The organism is Streptomyces sp. NPDC034670 (assembly GCF_055574875.1).
In genome coordinates this window covers 97703-119720 of record NZ_JBVITR010000006.1, presented here as the reverse complement: position 1 = coordinate 119720, position 22018 = coordinate 97703, and the positions used below count along the sequence as shown (strand labels likewise).

General features: G+C 71.7%; 16 protein-coding genes and 2 pseudogenes. 11 read left to right on the top strand and 7 right to left on the bottom strand.

What is annotated here, in order from left to right:
- Positions 1-57: 57 nt before the first annotated feature.
- From ACZ56B_RS06640 to ACZ56B_RS06625, 4 genes are all read right to left on the bottom strand, one after another.
- On the bottom strand, positions 58-294 hold the full coding sequence (locus ACZ56B_RS06640; protein ID WP_468786951.1) for a hypothetical protein: 237 nt from the start codon (positions 292-294) through the stop codon (positions 58-60).
- Entirely contained in the window at positions 291-488 is a 198-nt protein-coding gene (locus ACZ56B_RS06635; RefSeq protein WP_468786949.1) for a helix-turn-helix transcriptional regulator, read from the bottom strand. Before ACZ56B_RS06635 ends, ACZ56B_RS06640 begins: the two co-directional genes overlap by 4 nt.
- A 788-nt stretch (positions 489-1276) precedes the next feature.
- Entirely contained in the window at positions 1277-1609 is a 333-nt protein-coding gene (locus ACZ56B_RS06630; RefSeq protein WP_468786947.1) for a hypothetical protein, read from the bottom strand.
- On the bottom strand, positions 1606-1917 hold the full coding sequence (locus ACZ56B_RS06625; protein ID WP_468786945.1) for a hypothetical protein: 312 nt from the start codon (positions 1915-1917) through the stop codon (positions 1606-1608). The genes ACZ56B_RS06630 and ACZ56B_RS06625 overlap by 4 nt, the downstream gene beginning before the upstream one ends.
- 158 nt (positions 1918-2075) lie before the next feature.
- On the opposite strand from ACZ56B_RS06625, the gene ACZ56B_RS06620 reads away from it, so the two are divergent.
- A complete protein-coding gene (locus tag ACZ56B_RS06620) occupies positions 2076-2327 on the top strand; it encodes a GntR family transcriptional regulator (RefSeq protein WP_468786943.1) in 252 nt (83 codons plus the stop codon).
- A 62-nt stretch (positions 2328-2389) separates the two neighbouring features.
- On the opposite strand, the gene ACZ56B_RS06615 is transcribed toward ACZ56B_RS06620, so the two are convergent.
- Together ACZ56B_RS06615 and ACZ56B_RS06610 are read right to left on the bottom strand one after the other, a co-directional pair.
- Entirely contained in the window at positions 2390-4006 is a 1617-nt protein-coding gene (locus ACZ56B_RS06615; protein ID WP_468786941.1) for a recombinase family protein, read from the bottom strand.
- An 83-nt stretch (positions 4007-4089) separates the two neighbouring features.
- On the bottom strand, positions 4090-5763 hold the full coding sequence (locus ACZ56B_RS06610) for a hypothetical protein (RefSeq protein WP_468786939.1): 1674 nt from the start codon (positions 5761-5763) through the stop codon (positions 4090-4092).
- Positions 5764-5809: 46 nt separating this feature from the next.
- On the opposite strand from ACZ56B_RS06610, the pseudogene ACZ56B_RS06605 reads away from it, so the two are divergent.
- Together ACZ56B_RS06605 and ACZ56B_RS06600 are read left to right on the top strand one after the other, a co-directional pair.
- Positions 5810-6049: pseudogene (locus ACZ56B_RS06605) on the top strand (TadE family type IV pilus minor pilin); the annotation flags it as partial.
- A 116-nt stretch (positions 6050-6165) separates the two neighbouring features.
- Positions 6166-6522: pseudogene (locus ACZ56B_RS06600) on the top strand (Rv3654c family TadE-like protein); the annotation flags it as partial.
- On the opposite strand, the gene ACZ56B_RS06595 reads toward ACZ56B_RS06600, so the two are convergent.
- Positions 6464-9064, bottom strand: a complete 2601-nt coding sequence (locus ACZ56B_RS06595) for a DEAD/DEAH box helicase (RefSeq protein ID WP_468786937.1) — start codon at positions 9062-9064, stop codon at positions 6464-6466. The pseudogene ACZ56B_RS06600 and the gene ACZ56B_RS06595 overlap by 59 nt on opposite strands.
- A gap of 79 nt (positions 9065-9143) precedes the next feature.
- On the opposite strand from ACZ56B_RS06595, the gene bldG reads away from it, so the two are divergent.
- From bldG to tmk, 8 genes are all read left to right on the top strand, one after another.
- Positions 9144-9485 (top strand): anti-sigma factor antagonist BldG, encoded by a 342-nt coding sequence (gene bldG / locus ACZ56B_RS06590; RefSeq protein ID WP_003991900.1) that lies wholly within the window; start codon positions 9144-9146, stop codon positions 9483-9485.
- Between the two features lie 111 nt (positions 9486-9596).
- On the top strand, positions 9597-10028 hold the full coding sequence (locus ACZ56B_RS06585; RefSeq protein WP_468786934.1) for an ATP-binding protein: 432 nt from the start codon (positions 9597-9599) through the stop codon (positions 10026-10028).
- A 321-nt stretch (positions 10029-10349) separates the two neighbouring features.
- The gene (locus ACZ56B_RS06580) at positions 10350-12755 is read left to right on the top strand and encodes a sodium-translocating pyrophosphatase (protein ID WP_468786932.1); all 2406 of its coding nucleotides are present in this window, start codon (positions 10350-10352) and stop codon (positions 12753-12755) included.
- A gap of 218 nt (positions 12756-12973) precedes the next feature.
- A complete protein-coding gene (locus ACZ56B_RS06575; protein WP_468786930.1) occupies positions 12974-13546 on the top strand; it encodes a small secreted protein in 573 nt (190 codons plus the stop codon).
- A gap of 63 nt (positions 13547-13609) precedes the next feature.
- Positions 13610-15130, top strand: coding sequence for a DUF7059 domain-containing protein (locus tag ACZ56B_RS06570; protein WP_468786928.1), 1521 nt, complete (start codon positions 13610-13612; stop codon positions 15128-15130).
- Between the two features lie 241 nt (positions 15131-15371).
- The gene (locus tag ACZ56B_RS06565) at positions 15372-15569 is read left to right on the top strand and encodes a hypothetical protein (protein ID WP_468786926.1); all 198 of its coding nucleotides are present in this window, start codon (positions 15372-15374) and stop codon (positions 15567-15569) included.
- A gap of 245 nt (positions 15570-15814) precedes the next feature.
- Positions 15815-18700: a type I DNA topoisomerase gene (topA, locus tag ACZ56B_RS06560; protein WP_468786924.1), complete on the top strand. Its 2886-nt coding sequence runs from the start codon at positions 15815-15817 to the stop codon at positions 18698-18700.
- Positions 18701-18844: 144 nt separating this feature from the next.
- A complete protein-coding gene (gene tmk / locus ACZ56B_RS06555) occupies positions 18845-21982 on the top strand; it encodes a dTMP kinase (protein ID WP_468786922.1) in 3138 nt (1045 codons plus the stop codon).
- Positions 21983-22018 lie beyond the last annotated feature (36 nt).

Here is a 22018-nt window from a genome sequence, read left to right as displayed (position 1 = left end):
TTGCAGGCTCTCTCAGGGCCGTTTCGAGCCTTCGGCCGGCATGGCCTTCGGTTCGGCTTACTCGACTTGTTCGGGGAAGAGACGGTCCCAGTCACGCATGAGCGCATCGGCGTTCCAGACGAAGCGTCCGCGGCTTCCGTGCTCGCGTCGCTGGTAGGGCTCGAAGACGTGACTAACGTCCGCCTCGGCCATCCACTTTCGGAAGTCGTTCGGGTGCATGTCGCAGTAGGCAGAGGCGAAACGGTTCACGCTCACCCACTGGTCATCGGAGAGGAATTCGGGAGAGCGGGTCACTTGCTCGCCTCCTGCTCGGCAACCATGCGCTTCACGTCCTCTTCGTAGAAGAAGAGGGCCGAGCCGATGGTGACGCTCGGGATATCAGGGAAGCGCCCTTCGGCGCGACGGTTGCGAACCGTGTTGGGTGCGAGACCGAGAGCCTTTGCTGTCTCCCGGAGGGAGAGCACGGTTCGGCCGTTGTACTGGATCACTCGGGCGGATTCCTTTCGGTAGAGGGATGTTGTTGTCACTGGAGAGGACCGAAAGAAGAACCCTCAGCGCGCCCGGATGGGACAAGGCAAGCGCTGAGGGTTCTTCCCTCGACCGTGACCAGCGGTAGGGGCGTCGACTGGACTTGACGCCTCCCGGCGGTAGTGAATCGCCGGAAGCTTGCGACCCTGCACCACACACCGGCAGTGAGGGACCGGAGAGCGATGCAGGGTCAGCCTGCCTAGGAGTGGAGAGGCAGGCGCAGGGACTCGACGGTAGGAGGTAGGCCGGAGTCAACCTGTTGGGAGTGGACTGTCTGAGGGTGGGCCGCTATCGGGGCCTTCGGCCCCGGAATCGGTTAACCCTTCACTATGTAGTACCCGGCGATCATGAAGAATTGTGCGCTCGACGGGCCGTGACCTCGGTCACTCTTTCAGTCGAGCCGTTCACTATGTAGTACGCGGCGAGCAGGCCGAAATACCGAAGAGTCTCTAGGTGACCTCTATCACGCCCCGAAGGGGCGGTATCGGCTAGACCCTCTACCTGTTATTACCGGTCGATCATGAAGAATTGTGCGCTCGACGGGCCGTGACCTCGGTCACTCTTTCAGTCGAGCCGTTCACTATGTAGTACGCGGCGGGTAGGCCGTTTGGGAAAGACGATAGGGCGTGACCCTGCTCACCATGTCGGCGAATCGCTGTGCACCCTCTAGGAACGGCGTAGGCCCCGGCCGGGCAAGCTATCCCCGGTCAGGGCCTACGGGTTGCGAGGCGGGCCGCTAAGGCTGCTCCTAGCCGCCTTCCGCCTCGCCTGATGTTCGCGTCATGACGAACGGCTGATCGGACATCCCGAGCCGTTCTGCTCGGCACTCGGCAACCGTCGTCAGGTCGAGCACGGCCAGGCAGAGAGCACGGATCACCGTGCGGAGATCCCCTCGCGTCGACTCCCAGTCCATGGCCACGTTCGCCGCACGGATACGGGTATCCGATGCCGCCGCGATCATCGCGGCTTCGGTTTCCTCGCCCAGCTCGGCGAGCGAGCCGCCTTCCTGGCAGTAGGCAGGCTTACCCGACAGGGGGTCGAGCCAGGGGAGGCGTCGAAGGTTTTGCACCTGCTCGCTCATGCGCTCACTCCTGCCGAAACGTAGTCCTGATGGAACGGGGCACCTGCCAGCACAGCCGCTCGACGACGCGCCCTCTGCATCTGCGCCTTCCGCTCGGCCTCCCAGTGCAGGACGTACCGGCGGACGTACATGTCTTCGAAGGATTCGCCGGGATCGAAGGCGTAGCGGTCCTGTGCGGCTCTCTGGAGGGGCGGAAGGGGAGGCGCGGCCTTCCTGGTCGCCGGGCGGCTCACAGCCGCCTCTACCGGCTCTGTCGCCTTCCTGTGCCTGCCTCGGCTGGAGAACAGGCGGGCGAGTAGTCTGCGCATGTCGACGCTCCTTGTAAGCGTTGGCCACGCCCCCGGACACCTTGCCCGTGTCGCGGGGGTCTGTCGTTCGGCACTCTAACTGCTCTATACCGCTGCATGCAGGGTTACGCCGTTCTCTGGGGCGGCAAACCTATGCATGCCGATCTAGCGTCGGCGACATGAGCGAAGCCCAGGGCATGCCGAAGTACCGGTACGTCGAAGTCGCGGATGCCGTGGAAGCGGAGATCCGCTCTGGACGCCTACCGGTCGGCGCGCGCCTGCCCGGTGAGCGGGAGCTGGCCGAGACACACGGGATCGCCCTCGGCACGGCTCGGCGTGTCGTGCGAGAGCTACGGGACCGGGGCCTTGTCGGCACGCTCCCTGCGAAGGGCACCTTCGTGCTCGGGCAGGCGGAGGACGGAAACGACTAAGGCACCCCCGAAGGGGTGCCCTGTCGTTGATCACTGTCAGATATGCCGGCTGCGACTCTCCGCTACGCGGCTCGGCCCTTCGCCCACTCGCCGAGCAGGATCGGCCGAGTCAGCGCCACCCTGCCGACGTGCTTCGTCACGTCGCCATCGGTCTGCCCGAACTCCACAAGCGGTAGGCGGGGCGGAAGGTCTTCGGGGTGGACGATGACCCGTATGCCAGCGGCGACAAGCTCTCGGTTCTTCTCGGCCGACGTTTCCAGTCGCGACCACATCTCGGCGTAGGTCTCGCCGGTCGGCACTTCCCGCCAGGAGTCCGGGACGCTCGGCATGCTGGCGAGCTGTTCCCGCTTCGCTTCGAGCCGCGCGTAGCGCTCCCGGAAGTCGGCCTTGCCTCGCTCGGTCGAGAACATGCCCGCCTCTCGGTCGTCCATCAGGTCGGCCATCGCCCGATCGATGGAAGCGATCTCGGCATCGTTGTTGAAGCCGGGGACGAACTCCCGCCGAACGATCTCGACGCGCCCGATCGTGGTCAGCAGCCAGTCACTGACGACACTCTCCAGGACTTCCCCGGAGATCGGCTTGGAGCCGCAGGAGTGACCGGCGGCAGGCAGGGTCGAGCACCGGTAGTACGCCTTGACCTTCTTCCGGACGGGGTTCCGGTACAGCTTCGCTCCGCAGTGGCAGTAGGCGACGTGCAGCAGGAGTGCCCGGTCATGCCGAACGCGCTCCCGCTGGAAGCCGTTCGCGTCGAGCTGTTCCTGAACGCGCCCGAACAGCTCCTGAGTGATCAAGGGCTCGGCCCGCTGGATCGGCATGCCGTCCTGATCGCGGACGACCTTGTACCGGCTGCACTTCTCTCCCTCGGGAGTCGTCCACTCCTCCAGCGCGTACGAGTGGCCAAGGATCACTTCCGAGCGCAGCAACTCGATGACTCGCTTGTTACTCCACTTGCCGCCCTTCGTCGGCTTGCCTTCCCGCAGCCGGTGAGCGTCCCGAGGCGTAGGGATGCCCTGCTCGTGCAGCCAGCGCGCGACCGTCGTTGCCGACTCACCGGCAAGGATGCGGCGGCACATCTCACGCACGGCGGGAGCCGTCGCCTGCTCTCCCTCTTCGTCCGGAACGAGGATGCGCCCCTTGCCGTCCGGGGCGTCGGCCGGCATGTACCCGAAGGGCGGGATGCCGCCCGGCCAGCGGCCGACGCGCGCAAGGTGGGCGCGGCTTCCGCGGATTCGCTCGGCGATCGCCTCCCACTCGGCCTGAGCCATCGTGGCGATGATCGAGAACATGAGCTGACCGGCGGTGTTGTCCGACGTGATGCCCTCGGACGTGGAGGCGATGACCTTGCCAGCCTCCTTCGCCCACTCGACCAGGGTTGCCGTGTGGGTCACGCGGCGCGAGATCCGGTCGAGCCGGTACCCGGCGATGATGTCGAAGTCGTCGGCGCGGTGCGGCTTGGCGTAGCGCTTGTTTCCCTGCTCGTGCAGGTCGGGGAGCCACTTGCCCAGCTCGGGGCGGTCCCACGGGGCCGTCATGCCGGAGACCTCGGAGTCCTCCACGATGGCCACTACATCGTGACCCTCACGGGTTGCCCAGTCCGTGACGTGATCCGTCTGCCGCTCGATGGCCGTTGACGCTTCGCTGTCCCTGCTCAGTCGCGTGACGACCAGAACCCTTGCCATGTGCCCGTTTCTCCTGTCTTGCGTATCGATGGTGACCGAGGGAGGGGCGGCCATGGGAGGCCGCCCCGGTGTGACGCCGAACGTCACAGGCCAGCGGCGGCCCGAAGGATGGACAGGGAGGCGGCGACTTCCTCCGAGGCAGGGTCGGAGTGGACCGGCGTAGGGATGAACAGGTTGAAGACCTTCCGGCCGTCGACCGTCGCCCCCTCTTCGAGGGGTGTGCCGTCGTCCTCCTCCATCAGCTCCACCCCGAGGGCGGACAGGCGGTCGACTGCACCGGGGAACAGGGACTCGTGAAGGGTCGCCCCGCCCTCGGTCAGGGTCAGGTCATCGGCAGGCGAAGGGGAGAGCAGCAGGCCGGTACCGGTGTTCCTGTCGACGTACGCCCGGAACGGCTGCACGTTGATCCGCTGGAAGCCGACCAGGGGAGAGGGCTCGGCGTCCGTGTCGGCCGGGGTGCCGTCCTGCTCGGCCGGGATCACCCGCACCTCTTCGTCACTCCAGAAGTGGCGAGACGTGCCGTTGGTCAGGTCGAGCCGCAGACGGCCCGCACGGTCACCCCTGCCCACGGCGGCAACCGTCAGGGTCGCGCCGTCCGCGACGGCCAGCCGGTCACCGGCCGACACGTAGAACGCTTCGACCGGCACGGTCTCGGCCTGCTCGGCAGGCAGGATGCGCACACCCTCGGTACGTCCGCGACCCATGCTGTGGCCGTTGGTGAAGCGGATACGGACGCTCTTCGCGTCGAGCGGCTGCACGTCGGCAACCGTGAGCGTGCCAGCGTCGACCACCAGTACGTCACCGGGGCGCACGTCCTTCGCCCGAGTCTCGCCCTCGGCCAGCGGCTCGGGCTGCTCCACGATCCGGTGCAGAACCGTGCCGACAGGCAGGGTCACCCGGCCACCCCTGCACGGAGACTCGGACAGGGTGCGGAAGCCGTAGCGCACGCCCCCCGCCTGCCAGCCGTCCCGCAGGATCACGGCACCCTCGGTCACCTCCTCGACCACGCCGTTCTTCGACATCAGCAGGTCACCGGCCGACACGTTCTCGGCACGGATCGGCTCGGTAAACGTGGCTTCGAAGGCGTCTGCGCCGGACACGGCAGGGGAAGCCTTCGGCTCGGGAACCTCCACGGCAGGCTTGGCCGTGCGCTCGAAGCGAGTGCCGGGGTAGACCGTCACGGCGCACTGTGCAGCCGAGCCGTTCAGGGCTCGGAAGGCGTAGCACACCCGGTACTGCGGAAGGCTGGACGCCACCCGCTCCAAGCGCGTCACGGTGGCCTGACCGTCGGCGAAGTGGAGAACGTCTCCCTCGGCCAGCTCATCAGTCCGGACGCTCTCCGTCGCCACGGCCCTTACGCGAACGTACTCGCCCACGGCGTACGTGCCGTCAAGGGTGAAGCCGAGTCGCTGCGCACTCTCCGACGTGAGCTCGACGTCAACCGTCTGCGAGTCCGTGTCGACGGACACGGAGACGATCTCCCGCTCTTCGCGCATGGTGTCGGTCGTCACGACCATGCCCGGCGTGAGCTCTTCGGCGCGGAAGAGGGTCCACTCTCCGGTGCCGTAGATCCGCTCGACGTGCCGGGCGGCCAGCTCCTTCACGTCGGCCAGGCGACGGCCGCCGAAGGTGAAGCCGAGACCGACGACGGTCCCGGTCCACGCGCTGCCATCCTTGCGCGCCGTGGCGATGCGCTGCCCGTTGGCGTTGGTGGCGAAGTAGCTACCGGCCGCGTTCTTGTGCCAGGTGAGTTCCACGGTCTGTCTGCCTTCCTGTCTGACTCGGAAGGTTGGAAGTCCGTGTTGGTGCGTGGACGCGGCCCGCACGGGCGCTCGCGCGGCGGCCCGGCAGGACCCGCCCGACGCGGTCGCCCGGCTGGCCCGCGAGGCGGCGCCGTCCGGCGCGGAGGTCACGGTGAGCAGGGGCGCCGGGCACGTCCGGGTGGTCGTCGTGGCCAGGCCCCCGCTGCTGGGCGGGCTGCCCTTCGACGTGCGGGAGGAGGCCGTGGCGGCGGTGGAGGAGACGGCGGGGGCGGGGACATGAGCCCCGCGCACCGGGTGCGGCGGCCCGGGGACGGCCGGTGCCCCGGCCGGGGCACCCGGTGCGGCCGGACCGCGCGGCGGCCCGGCGCGGGCCCCGGTCACCGGTCCGGGCGGGACTCCGCAGACCGGGGGTCCGCGACCGTCTGGAGCGTCGGGGCGATCGCCGTGCTGGGTGTCGTCTTCGGCGTCGTCCTGGCCCTCGGGCACGCGGTGGTGGTCCGGCACCGCGCGGCCGGGGGCGCGGACCTCGCGGCGCTCGCGGCGGCGGAGCACTGGATGCGGGGCGGCACGGCCGCCTGTGCCCGGGCGGACCGGGTGGCCCGGGCACAGGGCACGCGGCTCGTGCGGTGCGCGGTCGCCGGCGAGGTCTCGGACGTGTCGGTGGCGTCGGGCCGGGGCCCGTTCACGGCGGAGGTCAGGGCGCGGGCGGGCCCTCCGGGGCCGGCGGAACCTCCGCGTCCGGTCCCGGCTCCGGATCCGGGACCGGCTCCGGTCCGGGGCCCGGAGTTCGCCCCGGTTCCGGTCGCCCCGTCGGTCCCGGTTCCGGCGCCGCCGCGGGCCCCGCCCCGGCCGGCGCCCCCTCCAGCAGCACCGTGAGCAGCCGCACCGCGCCCCGTTTGTGCAGGGGGTCGTTGCCGTTGCCGCACTTGGGGGACTGGATGCAGGACGGGCAGCCGGCCTCGCACTCGCAGGAGGCGATGGCCTGGCGGGTGGCGGTGAGCCAGGCGCGGGCGGTGCGGAAGGCGCGCTCCGCGAAGCCCGCGCCCCCCGGGTGACCGTCGTAGACGAAGACGGTGGGCAGCAGCGTGTCGGGGTGGAGGGGGACCGAGACGCCGCCGATGTCCCAGCGGTCGCAGGTCGCGAAGAGCGGCAGCATGCCGATCGACGCGTGCTCGGCGGCGTGCAGGGCACCACCGAGGATCTCCGGGCCGATCCGGGCCCGGTCCAGCTGGTCCTCGGTGACCGTCCACCACACCGCGCGGGTGCGCAGCGTACGGGGAGGGAGGTCGAGCTTCGTCTCGCCCAGGACCTCACCGGTGACGGCACGCCGGCGCAGGAAGGAGACCACCTGGTTGGTGACCTCGACGGAGCCGTAGCACAGGCGGCCGTCGCCCCACGGGACCTCGGTGTCCGTCTCCAGCACGGAGATCGACGTCGTGTCGCGGGCGACCGTCGTGTACGTCGGGCTCGCCCGCTCGACCAGGGCGACGGAGTCCTCCAGGTCGAGGGACCGGACGAGGTAGGTGCGGCCCTGGTGCAGGTGGACCGCGCCCTCGTGGACGCTCGTGTGGGCGGCGCCCGCGTCGACCGTGCCGAGCAGCCGGCCGGTGCCGGCCTCGACGACCTGGACCGGCCGGCCGCCCTGGCCGCGGATGTCGGTGAGGTCGGCGGCCCGCTCCCGGCGGGTCCAGTGCCAGGCCCTGGTCCGGCGGCGGAGCAGCTTCGCGGCCTCCAGCTGCGGGAGGAGTTCCCCGGCGGCCGGACCGAACAGGTCGAGGTCCTCGTCCGTCAGCGGCAGCTCCTCGGCCGCCGCGCACAGGTGGGGGGCGAGCACGTAGGGGTTGTCGGGGTCGAGGACGGTGGACTCCACGGGCTGGTCGAACAGGGCCTCGGGGTGGTGGACGAGGAAGGTGTCCAGTGGATCGTCGCGGGCGACCAGGACGGCGAGGGCGCCCTGTCCGGACCGCCCCGCGCGGCCCGCCTGCTGCCACAGGGAGGCCCGGGTGCCCGGGTACCCGGCGATCACCACGGCGTCCAGGCCGGAGACGTCCACGCCGAGCTCCAGCGCGTTGGTCGCGGCCAGGCCGAGGAGCTCGCCGGAGTGCAGGGCCCGTTCCAGGGCGCGGCGCTCCTCGGGGAGGTAGCCGCCGCGGTACGCCGCGACCCGCCGGACCAGGGAGCGGTCGACCTCGGCGAGGCGTTCCTGGGCGATCACGGAGATCAGCTCGGCGCCGCGCCGGGAGCGGACGAAGGCCACCGAGCGGACGCCCTGCACGGTGAGGTCGGTCAGCAGGTCGGCGGCCTCGGCGGTGGCGGTGCGGCGGACGGGCGCGCCCCGTTCGCCGTGCAGCTCGGTCAGGGGCGGCTCCCAGAGGGCGAACACCAGTTCACCGCGGGGTGAGGCGTCGTCGGCCACCTCGACCACCGGCAGGCCGGTGAGCCGGCGGGCGGCGACCGCGGGTTCGGCGGCGGTCGCGGAGGCCAGCAGGAACACCGGCGAGGACCCGTAGCGGGCACAGAGCCGGCGCAGCCGGCGCAGCACCTGGGCGACGTGCGAGCCGAAGACGCCCCGGTAGGTGTGGCACTCGTCGACGACGACGTACCGCAGCGACTTGAGGAAGGAGGACCAGCGGGGGTGGGACGGCAGGACGCCCCGGTGCAGCATGTCCGGGTTGGTCAGCACGTAGTTGGCGTACTGGCGGATCCACTCGCGTTCCTCGAACGGAGTGTCGCCGTCGTAGACCGCCGCACGCACCGAATGGCCCAGCGGATGTGAAAGTTCCTTCACGGACCGGCACTGGTCCGCCGCGAGCGCCTTGGTGGGGGCGAGGTAGAGGGCGGTCGTGCCCCGCCCGTTCGGGGCCTCGGCGCCGTCCAGGAGCGTCGACAGGACCGGTGCGAGGTACGCCAGGGACTTGCCGGAGGCCGTGCCGGTGGCGACCACGACCGACTCGCCGTCCAGGGCGTGCTCGGCGGCGCGTGCCTGGTGGGCCCAGGGGCGGCCGATCCCCGCGGCCCGCACGGCGGCGACGACCTCCGCGCGGATCCGGTCCGGCCAGACGGCATGGCGACCCGCACGCGGGGGCAAGTGCTCCGTATGAGTGATGCGCGAAGCCCGGCTCGGTCCGGACGCGAGCCGGTCCAGGACAGCGCCCGGCGCGGGGCCGGACACGGTGTCCGCCGGGGATCGATCGGATCGGTGATTCTTGGCCATCGGCACCGAGTGTGTCACCGGCGTGACGGACAATGGGGCCAAGGCGTCGTGCACGCCTGCCGGTAAGTGATTGAATGCCATCGCGGCTGGCGAACCGTCCCGGGGGCTGAGCCGAAATGCCCCAAGGGCGACCGCTCGATAGCTAGGTGCTGGAGGATCCGTGGACCTGTCCCTGTCGACCGAGACCATGGGCGATCGCACGATCGTCAGGGTCGGTGGCGAAATCGACGTATATACCGCGCCCAAGCTGCGCGAGCAGCTGGTCGAGCTGGTGAACGACGGCAGTTTCCACCTTGTCGTCGACATGGAGGGTGTGGACTTCCTCGACTCCACCGGTCTCGGCGTGCTGGTCGGCGGCCTGAAGCGCGTCCGTGCCCATGAGGGCTCGCTGCGCCTGGTCTGCAACCAGGAGCGCATTCTCAAGATCTTCCGTATCACCGGCCTCACCAAGGTGTTCCCGATCCACACCTCGGTCGAGGAAGCGGTGGCGGCCACCGACTGATCACCGGTCCCGGGCCGGCGCGCCCGGGCGGCAGAAGTGAAGCACCAGGGGGGCCGGGCTCTTCGGCGGCCCGGCCCCTCCACAGCACGCCCGTACCTGCGAGGGGGATGCATGGCCACCGTCGAGCTCCGCTTCAGCGCGCTGCCCGAACACGTCAGGACCGCCCGGCTCGTGGCGGCGGCGGTGGCGCGCAGGGCCGGAGTGGACGAGGCCGTCCTCGACGAGGTCAGGCTCGCCGTCGGTGAGGCGTGCACACGGGCCGTGGGACTGCACCGCAACGTCGGGATCTCGGCGCCCGTGAGGGTGCTGCTGACCGAGGAGGAGAAGCAGTTCTCCATCGAGGTCGGCGACGAGGCGCCCCACGCGGTCCCCGGCGGGCCCGGTGACGGACCCGGCGACGCGGACGTCGAGATCGAGGAGGACGAGATGGGCCTCGCGGTCATCAGCGGCCTCGTCGACGACGTGGAGGTGAGTGCCGGGGAGGGCGGCGGATCGATCCGCATGAAGTGGCCCCTCACGCCGCCGGCCGCTCTCTCGGGCTGATCCGGCTCACCCGAACAGCGCTTTTCCTCACGAAGGGCCCCACCCGTGGGGCCCTTCGTCGTGTGCGGCCGCCGGGGCCCGCGCTTACAGTGGTCTCGTGCGCATGATCCAGTGAATTCATTCACGATCAACCGCGCCGCGGAAGTGCGATCACGTGAATGCGTCAGAGGCATTACCGATTCGGACTCCCGGACGCCCGGAGATCTCCGGGTGAAAGGTGAGTGCAAGACATTTACATTTCACGCGCTCTGTTTTGATCAGGTTCCGGTACCTACAATCCCGTCCACATCTTGAGCTCAGCCCAAGCGTCAAGGAGGACGAATGGCGGGGCTTTCCATCTCCTATGAGTCGGGTCAACCCACATCCCTCGCAGCCGCCGTGCTGACCGACGACAACCGCCTGCTCGTGGTGGTCATCGGCGTCGTGGCACTGGCGGCCCTGGTGGTCGCGGGGGTCCTGGTGCGCCAGGTGCTCGCGGCCGGCGAGGGCACCGACGGCATGAAGAAGATCGCGGCGGCGGTCCAGGAGGGCGCGAACGCCTATCTGGCCCGTCAATTGCGCACGCTCGGCGTCTTCGCCGTCGTCGTGTTCTTCCTGCTCATGCTGCTGCCCGCGGACGACTGGGGTCAGCGTGCCGGACGGTCGGTGTTCTTCTTGATCGGAGCGGCGTTCTCGGCGGCCACCGGCTATATCGGCATGTGGCTCGCGGTGCGCAGTAATGTGCGGGTCGCCGCGGCGGCGCGCGAGGCCACTCCGGCCGCGGGCGAGCCGGAAAAGGATCTCACCGCGGTATCGCACAGAGCGATGAAGATCGCTTTTCGCACGGGCGGCGTCGTCGGCATGTTCACCGTCGGCCTCGGTCTGCTGGGCGCCTCCTGCGTGGTGCTGGTGTACGCGGCCGACGCGCCGAAGGTGCTCGAGGGGTTCGGGCTCGGGGCCGCGCTGATCGCGATGTTCATGAGGGTCGGCGGCGGCATCTTCACCAAGGCCGCCGACGTCGGCGCCGACCTGGTCGGCAAGGTCGAACAGGGCATCCCGGAGGACGATCCGCGCAATGCCGCGACCATCGCCGACAACGTGGGCGACAACGTCGGCGACTGCGCGGGCATGGCGGCCGACCTCTTCGAGTCGTACGCCGTGACCCTGGTGGCCGCGCTGATCCTGGGTTCGGCGGCGTTCGGCGACGCGGGGCTCGCCTTCCCGCTGCTGGTGCCGGCGATCGGCGTCCTCACCGCGATGATCGGCATCTTCGCGGTGGCGCCGAGGCGCGCCGACCGCAGCGGCATGAGCGCGATCAACCGCGGGTTCTTCATCTCCGCGGTGGTCTCGCTGGCGCTGGTCGCGCTCGCGGTGTTCACCTACCTGCCGTCGTCCTACGCGGCCCTCGACGGCGTCACCGACGCGGCGATCCGGGGCAAGGAGGGCGATCCGCGGATCCTCGCGCTCGTCGCGGTGGCCATCGGCATCGTGCTCGCCGCCCTCATCCAGCAGCTCACCGGCTACTTCACCGAGACGACCCGGCGCCCGGTGAAGGACATCGGCAGGACCTCCCTCACCGGTCCGGCCACCGTCGTCCTCGCCGGTATCTCCATCGGTCTCGAGTCCGCCGTCTACACCGCCCTGCTGATCGGTCTCGGCGTCTACGGGGCGTTCCTGCTCGGCGGTACGTCGATCATGCTGGCGCTGTTCGCGGTGGCACTGGCCGGCACCGGCCTGCTCACCACGGTCGGTGTGATCGTCGCGATGGACACCTTCGGGCCGGTCTCCGACAACGCGCAGGGCATCGCCGAGATGTCCGGCGACGTCGAGGGCGCGGGCGCCCAGGTGCTCACCGACCTGGACGCGGTCGGCAACACCACCAAGGCCATCACCAAGGGCATCGCCATCGCCACGGCGGTGCTGGCCGCGGCGGCGCTGTTCGGCTCCTACCGGGACGCCATCACCAGTGGCGCGAGGGAGGTGGGCGAGCGGCTCAGCGGCGAGGGCGCACCGCTGAGTCTGATGATGGACATCTCGCAGCCCAACAACCTCGTCGGGCTGATCGCGGGCGCGGCGGTCGTCTTCCTGTTCTCCGGCCTGGCGATCAACGCGGTGTCGCGGTCGGCCGGTTCGGTGGTCTTCGAGGTGCGGCGGCAGTTCCGCGAGAAGCCCGGGATCATGGACTACAGCGAGAAGCCGGAGTACGGCAAGGTCGTCGACATCTGCACCAGGGACGCCCTGCGCGAACTCGCCACACCGGGTCTGCTCGCCGTGATGGCGCCGATCTTCGTCGGGTTCACGCTCGGCGTCGGGGCCCTGGGCGCGTTCCTCGCGGGCGCGATCGGCGCGGGCACGCTGATGGCGGTGTTCCTCGCCAACTCCGGTGGCGCCTGGGACAATGCGAAGAAACTCGTCGAGGACGGGCACCACGGCGGCAAGGGCAGCGAGGCCCATGCGGCCACCGTGATCGGCGACACCGTCGGCGACCCCTTCAAGGACACCGCCGGCCCCGCGATCAACCCCCTGCTGAAGGTGATGAACCTGGTGGCGCTGCTCATCGCGCCCGCGGTCATCAAGTTCTCCTACGGCGCCGACCGGAGCGTCGGGATGCGGGTGCTGATCGCGGTCCTCGCGCTGGTGGTGATCGTCGGCGCGGTGTACGTGTCCAAGCGGCGCGGTATCGCCGTGGGGGACGAGGACGACTCCGAACCGGAGCCCAAGTCGCCCGACGCGGCGGTGGTCTCCTAGGAACCGCCGGTGAAGGACGGGTCAACGCCCGGGCGGGCGCCGCGTCTTGGCGCGGTGTCCGCCCGCCCTTCGCGGCACCTCGTGCGTGAGTCTTCTCTCGCTTGGTGCAAATGGATTCAAAAGGGGCTTGACGGGCTTACGGCGGGTGGGTGACGTCCGTCCGGAGTTCCTCCGGCGTGTATGTTCCGGGGCCGAGAGCCACGGAAGGGACCAAACCGGTGAACAAGAAGCTCGCGGCCGCACTGTCCGGCGGTGCGGTACTGGTACTGGCGCTGACGGGATGCGGCGGCGGCGACGGCGACGAGAAGCTGGACGCCTGGGCGAAGGAGGTCTGCGACGCGGTGCAGCCGCAGGCCAGGAAGATCGAGGCGGCCAACGCCGCGATCCAGAAGGAGACCTCGGACAACAGCACGCCGGAGCAGGTCCAGAAGGCCGACTCGAAGGCGTTCCAGGACATGTCCGACGCCTACAAGGCGATCGGCACGGCCGTGAACGGGGCCGGGGCGCCGGACGTCGAGAACGGCGAGCAGAAACTGACGAACGCGGTGAAGGAGCTCAACGGCATCTCCGCGTCGTACGCCTCCCTGAAGAAGCAGGTCGACGGCCTCGACACCGAGGACCAGGCGAAGTTCGCCGACGGTCTGAAGGACATCGCCACCGAGCTGGACAAGCTGAGCAAGAGCGGCAACGACGCCCTCAACGAACTGGAGGAGGGCGAGGTCGGCGCGGCGATGTCGCGGCAGGCCAGCTGCAGGACGGTCACCGCTTCGGCGCCGGCCGCGGAGAGCTGACCCCCGCGGCGGCCGGCGCGACCGCGGCACGCGCGGACCGGGGACGGCGGCCACAATGGGGGCGTGAGTAACGCCGGCCTGCCTCCCCTGCCCTCGTCCGACCGTCCCGACACCGCCGCCCGGTTGCGGGACGCGCTGCTCGGAGCCTCCTTCACCGCCGACGGGCTGCTCGACCTGCTCGGTGCCCCCGCGTACGCGGCGCTGGCCCGCGGCGAGACCGTGCCCGCCCTCCGGGCCACCCGCGGGGACACGCCGCTGGAGGCGCTCGTACGGCTGTTCCTGCTGCAGCGGTCCGTGCCGCGCGCACGGGTGGCCGGCGTGCTGCCCGTGGACGCCTGCCTGGAGCACGGGTGGCTGACGCCGGCCGGCGCGGACGGGCTCGCCGCGACCGTGGACGTGCGGCCGTACGGCGGGCCGGCCGGTGAGGACTGGTTCGTCGTCTCCGACCCGGGGTGCGCGGTGGGCGGCGCCGGCGGCATCGGCGGCCGCGCCGAGGGGGTCGTCCTCGGCGTCGGCGGGGCGTCCACGACCCTGGCCGGCATCACCGTCCGCACGCCCGTGTCCTCCGCGCTCGACCTCGGCACCGGCTCCGGCATCCAGGCGCTGCACGCCACCCGGCACGCCACGCGCGTGACGGCCACCGACGTCAACCCGCGCGCGCTGCGCATCGCCGCGCTCACCCTGGCCCTCTCCGGGGTCCCGGCCGCGGATCTGCGCGAGGGTTCGCTGTTCGCGCCGCTGCGGGACGACGAGACGTACGACCTGATCGTGTCCAACCCGCCCTTCGTGATCTCGCCGGGCGCGCGGCTCACCTACCGCGACGGCGGGATGGGCGGGGACGACCTGTGCCGCACGCTCGTCCAGGAGGCGGGGGAACGGCTCAACGAGGGCGGATTCGCGCAGTTCCTCGCCAACTGGCAGCACGTCGAGGGGGAGGACTGGCAGGACAGGGTCAGGGCGTGGGTGCCCCGCGGGTGCGACGCCTGGATCGTGCAGCGCGAGGTGCAGGACGTCACCCAGTACGCCGAGCTGTGGCTGCGGGACGCGGGCGACCACCGCGGGGACGCGGCCGAGTACCGGGCGCGGTACGACGCGTGGCTGGAGGAGTTCGAGGCGCGCAAGGTGAGGGCGGTCGGCTTCGGCTGGATCACCCTGCGCAGGTCCGGCGCCGCGGTGCCGTCGGTCACGGTCGAGGAATGGCCGCACCCGGTGGAGCAGCCGCTCGGCGAGACGGTCCGGGCGCACTTCGACCGGATCGGCCACCTGCGGTCCCACGACGACGCGGCGTTGCTCGAGACGCGCTTCAGGCTGGCCGCGGAGGTCGTCCAGGAACAGGTCGGGCTGCCCGGAGCCGAGGACCCGGAGCACATCGTGCTGCGTCAGAACCGCGGGATGCGCCGGGCCACCGAGGTGGACACGGTCGGCGCGGGCTTCGCGGGGGTGTGCGACGGCACGATGAGCGCGGGCCGCATCCTGGACGCCATCGCCCAGCTCCTCGGCGAGGACCCCGTGCTGCTCCGGGACCGCACGCCCGCACAGATCCGGACGCTGGTGGAGCAGGGATTCCTGGAGCCGGCCGGCTGAGGGGCGCGGGACGGCCGGCCGGGGGGCGCGAGGCGGCCGGCCCCGCTCCGCTGCCGTCCGTTTCGCGCCGGTCCACGGAGGCCCGGAATTCCGCCGGCGAGACCGGCGGCCCGGGCCGGCCCCGGCCCGCCACCGGCCCGCCGCCCCCGCGTTCACCTCCGGTTCGCCCGCGCGCCGTCCGGGCGTGGCAGCGTCACCCCGGACCGGTACCAGCGGACGGGGAAGAGGGGCTCGCGGGACCATGGAGAGCGGACCGGCGATCTTCGCGGGATTGGTGTTCTGCCTGTTCGGGGGCGGGCTGCTGGCCTGGACCGCGGCCCGGGTGCGGCAGCAGCGCCCCGTCGCCCACGGTGTGAGTCCGGTCGCATCGGCCGCCGTCGCCGGGCTCGCCGCGGTGGCCTTCCTGATCGCCGGCGCATGGTGCTTCACCCGGCTGTGAGGAGCGGATGACCCCTTCGACCCCGGGTAACCGGTAGATAGCGCTCCGCATAAGCACGGGCAGGACTGGACACTCCGGGCGGCAGGAACGGGGGGAGTCGGGTTACCGTTCGAGTGGCCGTTGCGGGCTTTTCCCGTTTGACACGGGGGCGGGATGTACCGTCACACTCCGCAGCGTCACCATGACCCGACCCCCGGGAGGAACGCCTGGGGAGGCCCCAGTGTCGACCGGAGAGAAGAGCGAAGTTGTCCCCGACCAGCGAGACCGCGAAGGGCGGCCGCCGACTCGTCATCGTCGAGTCGCCTGCCAAGGCGAAGACGATCAAGGGCTATCTCGGCCCTGGCTACACCGTCGAGGCGAGCGTCGGGCACATTCGCGATCTTCCCAACGGTGCCGCGGAGGTGCCGGAGAAGTACACCGGTGAGGTGCGCCGCCTCGGTGTGGACGTCGACCACGACTTCCAGCCGATCTACGTGGTCAACGCGGACAAGCGGGCCCAGGTCAAGAAGCTCAAGGACCTGCTGAAGGAGTCCGACGAGCTCTTCCTCGCCACCGATGAGGACCGCGAGGGCGAGGCCATCGCCTGGCACCTCCAGGAAGTGCTCAAGCCCAAGATCCCGGTCAAGCGGATGGTGTTCCACGAGATCACCAAGGACGCGATCCGCGAGGCCGTGGCCAACCCGCGCCAGCTCAACCAGAAGCTGGTCGACGCCCAGGAGACCCGCCGCATCCTCGACCGCCTCTACGGCTACGAGGTCTCGCCGGTCCTGTGGAAGAAGGTCATGCCCCGGCTGTCCGCCGGCCGGGTCCAGTCCGTCGCCACGCGGCTCGTGGTCGAGCGGGAGCGCGAGCGCATCGCGTTCCGCTCCGCCGAGTACTGGGACCTGACGGGCACCTTCTCCCCCACCTCCGGCTTCGCTGCGGCGGGGGGACCCCCGTCCGGCCGCGCCGGGGACGCGTCCGACCCGTCCTCCCTGGTCGCCCGCCTCCAGACCGTCGACGGGCGCCGGGTCGCGCAGGGCCGCGACTTCGACTCCCTGGGACGGCTGAAGAGCGCGAACACCCTCCACCTCGACGAGGCGAACGCCCGCGCGCTGGCCGCCGCCCTGGAGGACACGCGGTTCGCCGTGCGTTCCGTCGAGTCCAAGCCGTACCGCCGCTCGCCGTACGCCCCGTTCCGTACGACGACGCTGCAGCAGGAGGCGAGCCGCAAGCTCGGCTTCGGCGCGAAGGCCACCATGCAGATCGCGCAGAAGCTGTACGAGAACGGCTACATCACCTACATGCGCACGGACTCGACGACGCTGAGCGGGACGGCGATCTCCGCCGCGCGCACCCAGGTCGCGCAGCTGTACGGGGCCGACTACCTGCCCCCGCAGCCGCGCACCTACGCGGGCAAGGTGAAGAACGCGCAGGAGGCGCACGAGGCGATCCGCCCCTCGGGCGACCGTTTCCGCACGCCCGCCGAGACCGGTCTGACCGGCGACCAGTTCAGGCTGTACGAGCTGATCTGGAAGCGGACCGTCGCCTCGCAGATGAAGGACGCGACCGGCAACTCCGTCACCGTGAGGATCGGCGGCACGGCGGCCGACGGACGGGACGTCGAGTTCAGCGCGTCCGGCAAGACGATCACCTTCCACGGCTTCCTGAAGGCCTACGTCGAGGGCGCCGACGACCCGAACGCCGAGCTCGACGACCGTGAGCGCCGGCTGCCGCAGGTCGCGGAGGGCGACCCGCTCACCGCAGAGGAGATCACGGCCGACGGTCACGCGACCAAGCCCCCGGCCCGCTACACCGAGGCGTCGCTGGTCAAGGAGCTGGAGGAGCGCGAGATCGGCCGCCCGTCGACGTACGCGTCGATCATCGGCACGATCCTCGACCGCGGCTACGTGTTCAAGAAGGGCACGGCCCTGGTGCCGTCCTTCCTCTCCTTCGCCGTGGTCAACCTGCTGGAGAAGCACTTCGGCCGGCTCGTCGACTACGACTTCACCGCCAAGATGGAGGACGACCTCGACCGCATCGCGCGCGGCGAGGCGCAGGCCGTGCCGTGGCTGAGGCGGTTCTACTTCGGCGAGGGCTCGCACAACGGCGGCGCGGCCGAGGCGGGCAACGGCGACGGGGACCACCTCGGCGGCCTCAAGGAGCTGGTGACCGACCTGGGCGCGATCGACGCGCGCGAGGTGTCGTCGTTCCCGGTGGGCAACGGCATCGTGCTGCGGGTCGGGCGCTACGGCCCGTACATCGAGCGCGGCGAGAAGGACACCGAGCAGCACCAGCGCGCCGACATCCCGGCCGACCTGGCGCCCGACGAGCTGACCCTCGACCTGGCCGAGAAGCTGCTCGCCGAGCCGAGCGGCGACCGCGTCCTGGGCACCGACCCGGACACCGGTCACGACATCGTCGCCAAGAAGGGCCGCTACGGCCCGTACGTCACGGAGATCCTCCCCGAGGGCACCCCGAAGACCGGCAAGAACGCGGTCAAGCCCCGCACGGCCTCCCTCTTCAAGTCGATGTCCCTGGACACGGTGACCCTCGACGACGCGCTGAGGCTGATGTCGCTGCCGCGCGTGGTCGGCACCGACGCCGAGGGCCAGGAGATCACCGCTCAGAACGGCCGCTACGGGCCGTACCTGAAGAAGGGCACCGACTCGCGGTCGCTGCAGTCCGAGGAGCAGCTCTTCACGATCACGCTGGAGGAGGCGCTGGCGATCTACGCCCAGCCCAAGCAGCGGGGCCGGGCGGCCGCCAAGCCGCCGCTGAAGGAGCTGGGCACCGACCCGGTCAGCGGGAAGCCGGTCGTGGTGAAGGACGGCCGCTTCGGCCCGTACGTCACCGACGGCGAGACCAACGCGACCCTGCGCTCCGGCGACAGCGTCGAGACGATCACGCCGGAGCGCGGGTTCGAGCTGCTCGCCGAGAAGCGCGCCAAGGGCCCCGCCAAGAAGGCCGCGAAGAAGGCCCCCGCCAAGAAGACGGCGGCCAAGAAGGCCCCGGCGAAGAAGACGGCGACCGCCAAGAAGACCGCGGCGAAGAAGACGACGGCCGTGAAGAAGACGACCGCGGCGAAGGCGACCGCGGCGAAGAAGACGGCCGCCGGGAAGGCGACCGCCTCGAACGGCGCGGAGGACTGAGCCCCCGGGATCCGTCCGCCACCCGGCGGGGTTCTTCGCCCGGGGTTCGCAATGCGAACGCCCCGGCAGCACATCGCTGCCGGGGCGTGTGCATGTCAGGCGCGTCGTCCCCGTGCCGCCGGTATGGGCCGATAGGCTGAACGCATGACGCGAGCCGAGCAGCCTACGGCCCCCCGGCCGGACCCAGACGACGCCCTGATCGCGGACTCCCGTGAGCGCGCCGTCCGCGCCCTGCTGCGCCGACCGCAGCTGAAACGACTGTGGAGCGCGCAGCTCGTGGGCGGGGTCGGTGACGTCCTCGCCCTCCTCGTGCTGGTCCTCCTCGCCCTCCAGGCGGCGATCGCCGCCGGTTCCTTCGGCGGCGGCCACCGGGGCGCGGCGTTCGCAGTGGCGACCGTTTTCGGGGTGCGCGTCCTGGCGACCGTGCTGTTCGGCGCCGTCCTCCTCGGCCCGCTCACCGCGCTCACCTCGCCGGACGGCCCGCTGGACCGCCGCTGGACCATGGTCGGCGCGGACGGGCTGCGGGCCGCGCTGCTCATCGTGGCGCCGCTGTGGATCGACTGGACGCCCGGCAACGCCCTGGCGGCCCTCCTCGTCACCGCCTTCGTGGCCTCGGTCGCCGAACGCTTCTGGACCGTGTGCCGGGAGAGCGCGGCACCCGCGCTGCTGCCCGCGCCGCCCCCGGAGGGCGCGACGGTGCGGCCGCTGCCCGCCCCCATGGACGCGCTGCGCCGCCTGTCGCTGCGCACCGGCTTCGTGGCGATACCGCTCGCGGCCCTCACGCTCGTCGTCGCGAGCCTGTTCAACAACCTGCTGGGCACGGCGATCGACTGGTTCGCCGCGCACCAGGCGGCCCTCGCGTCGTACGTCGCGGCCGGCCTGTTCGCCGCGTCGCTGTCCGTGCTGGCCTTCCTGGAACTGCCCGGCACGCGCACCCCCCGCGCGCGGTCGCCGCTGGAGGGGCTGCGCCGCCCGAGGAGCGCCGCCGGCGCCGACAAGGGCCGCACCGGCGCGCTGCCGCTGCTGGTGTTCGCGTCCGCGTCCGTCGCCGCCGCGGTGGCGTCCGCGGTCGCCGTGTCGGTGCTGCACGCCAAGGACCTCGGCGGCGGCCCCGTGCTCTACGGCCTGATGGCGGGCGTGCTGACCGGCGGGGTCGTCGTCGGCATCCGCACGGCGCCCTCCCTGCTGCCGTCGCTGTCCCGGCGCCGGCTGCTCGCGATGGCGCTCGCCCTGACCGGCGTCGCGCTGCTGGCCGCGGGACTGGTGCCGGACGTCACCAGCGTGCTGCTGATCATGGTGCTGGCCGGCGTCGGCGCGGGCATCGCCGCCCACACCGGGCACGCGCTGCTCGACCAGGAGACCGAGGACCAGCGCCGGGTCCGCACCACCGAGCACCTGCACGCGGTCGTCCGGGTCTTCGTGGCGCTCGGCGCGCTGATCGCCCCGCTGGTGGCCGCGGGCATCGGACCGCACCGGCTGGAGAGCGGCCGGTTCGTGTTCGCGCACGGCGGCGCCGCCTTCACGCTGATGCTGGTGGGCGCGCTGCTGCTGCCGGTGGCCGCGCTGGTGCTGGCCAAGGTCGACGACCGGTCCGGGGTGCCGCTGCGGCAGGACCTGCGCGACGCGCTGCTCGGCGGCGATCCCGAGCAGACGCCCGCCGCCTCCGGCTTCTTCATCGCCCTGGAGGGCGGCGACGGGGCCGGTAAGTCCACCCAGGCCGAGGCGCTCGCCGAGTGGATCCGGGGCAAGGGCCACGAGGTCGTGCTCACCCACGAACCCGGGGCGACGCCGGTCGGCAAGCGGCTGCGCTCCATCCTGCTGGACGTCTCCAGCGCCGGCCTGTCGCACCGCGCGGAGGCGCTGCTGTACGCCGCGGACCGGGCCGAGCACATCGACACCGTCGTGCGGCCCGCCCTGGAGCGCGGCGCGGTCGTCATCTCCGACCGGTACATCGACTCCTCCGTGGCCTACCAGGGCGCCGGGCGCGACCTGTCGCCGACCGAGATCGCCCGCATCAACCGCTGGGCGACCGACGGACTGGTCCCGCACCTGACGGTGCTGCTGGACGTGGCGCCGGAGACCGCGCGGGAACGGTTCACCGAGGCGCCGGACCGGCTGGAGTCGGAGCCCGCGGAGTTCCACGCGCGGGTGCGGGCCGGCTTCCTCACCCTGGCCGCGGCCGACCCGGGCCGGTACCTGGTGGTCGACGCCGGCCAGGAGCCGGAGGCCGTCACCACGGTGATCCGGCACCGGCTGGACCAGGTGCTGCCGCTGTCCGAGGCCGAGATCCGGGCCCGTGAGGAGGCGCGCCGCAAGGCCGAGGAGGAGGCCCGCCGCAAGGCCGAGGAGGAAGCGGCCCGCAAGGCGGAGGAGGAGCGCCTGGAGCGCGAGCGCCAGGAGCAGCTGGCGCGGCTGCGCGCCGAGGAGGAGGAGCGCAAGCGGCGCGAGCTGGAGGAGGCGCAGCGGCGCGAGGCGGAACGGCAGGCGGAGGAGGCCCGGCAGCGCGCCGAGGAGGCCCGCCGTCGGGCCGAGGAGGAGCGCCGCCGGCTCCTCGCGGAGGAGAAGGCGCGCGCCGAGGAGGAGGCCCGCCGCAAGGCCGAGGAGGAGCGCCGCCGCAAGCAGGCCGAGGAGGAGGCGCGGCTGCGCGCCGAGGCTGAGGCGCTGCGCCTGGAGAAACAGCGCAAGGCCGAGGAGGCCCTGCTGCGGGCGGAGGAGGCCCGGCGGCTCGCGGAACGGGCGGCGGCCGCCGCGGAGGCGGGACCGAGGACGACGGGCGTCCCGCCGGCCGCGGACGCCCCCGCGTCCCGGTCCCCCCGGCCGGGGGCCGAGGACACGGTGACCGTGCCGACGCCGGTGGTGACGCCGACGAACGCGTCGGGCGGGCCGGTGGACGAGACGGCGGTGCTGCCCCGGGTGGGGGGCGAGGACGCCGGCCGTGACTCCGGGGGGTCCCGGGGACCCGACGCCGAGGCGACGACGGAGCTGCCGGTGGTGCCGGACGCGGCCGGCGGCACCGCGGTGCCGCCGCCCGTGCCGCCGGGCGCCGCGGACGAGACGGCGGTGCTGCCCCCGGTGCGGGGGGAGGAGCCGGAGGACCGCACGCGCGAGCTGCCCCGGATCGGCTCCGAGGACGCGCCCGACCGGCGCCGGCAGCGCCCCGACTGGGCCGAGGAGACCCCGCTGGACGACCTGCCGACGCTGGCGGACGAACTGCTCGGCCCGCACGAGGACGACCGGTACGGGGACGAGGGCGGCGGCCGGGGCCGGGGCCGCCGGCGCTGACCCGGTCCGGCGCTGTCGGTGCCCACCCCCACAATG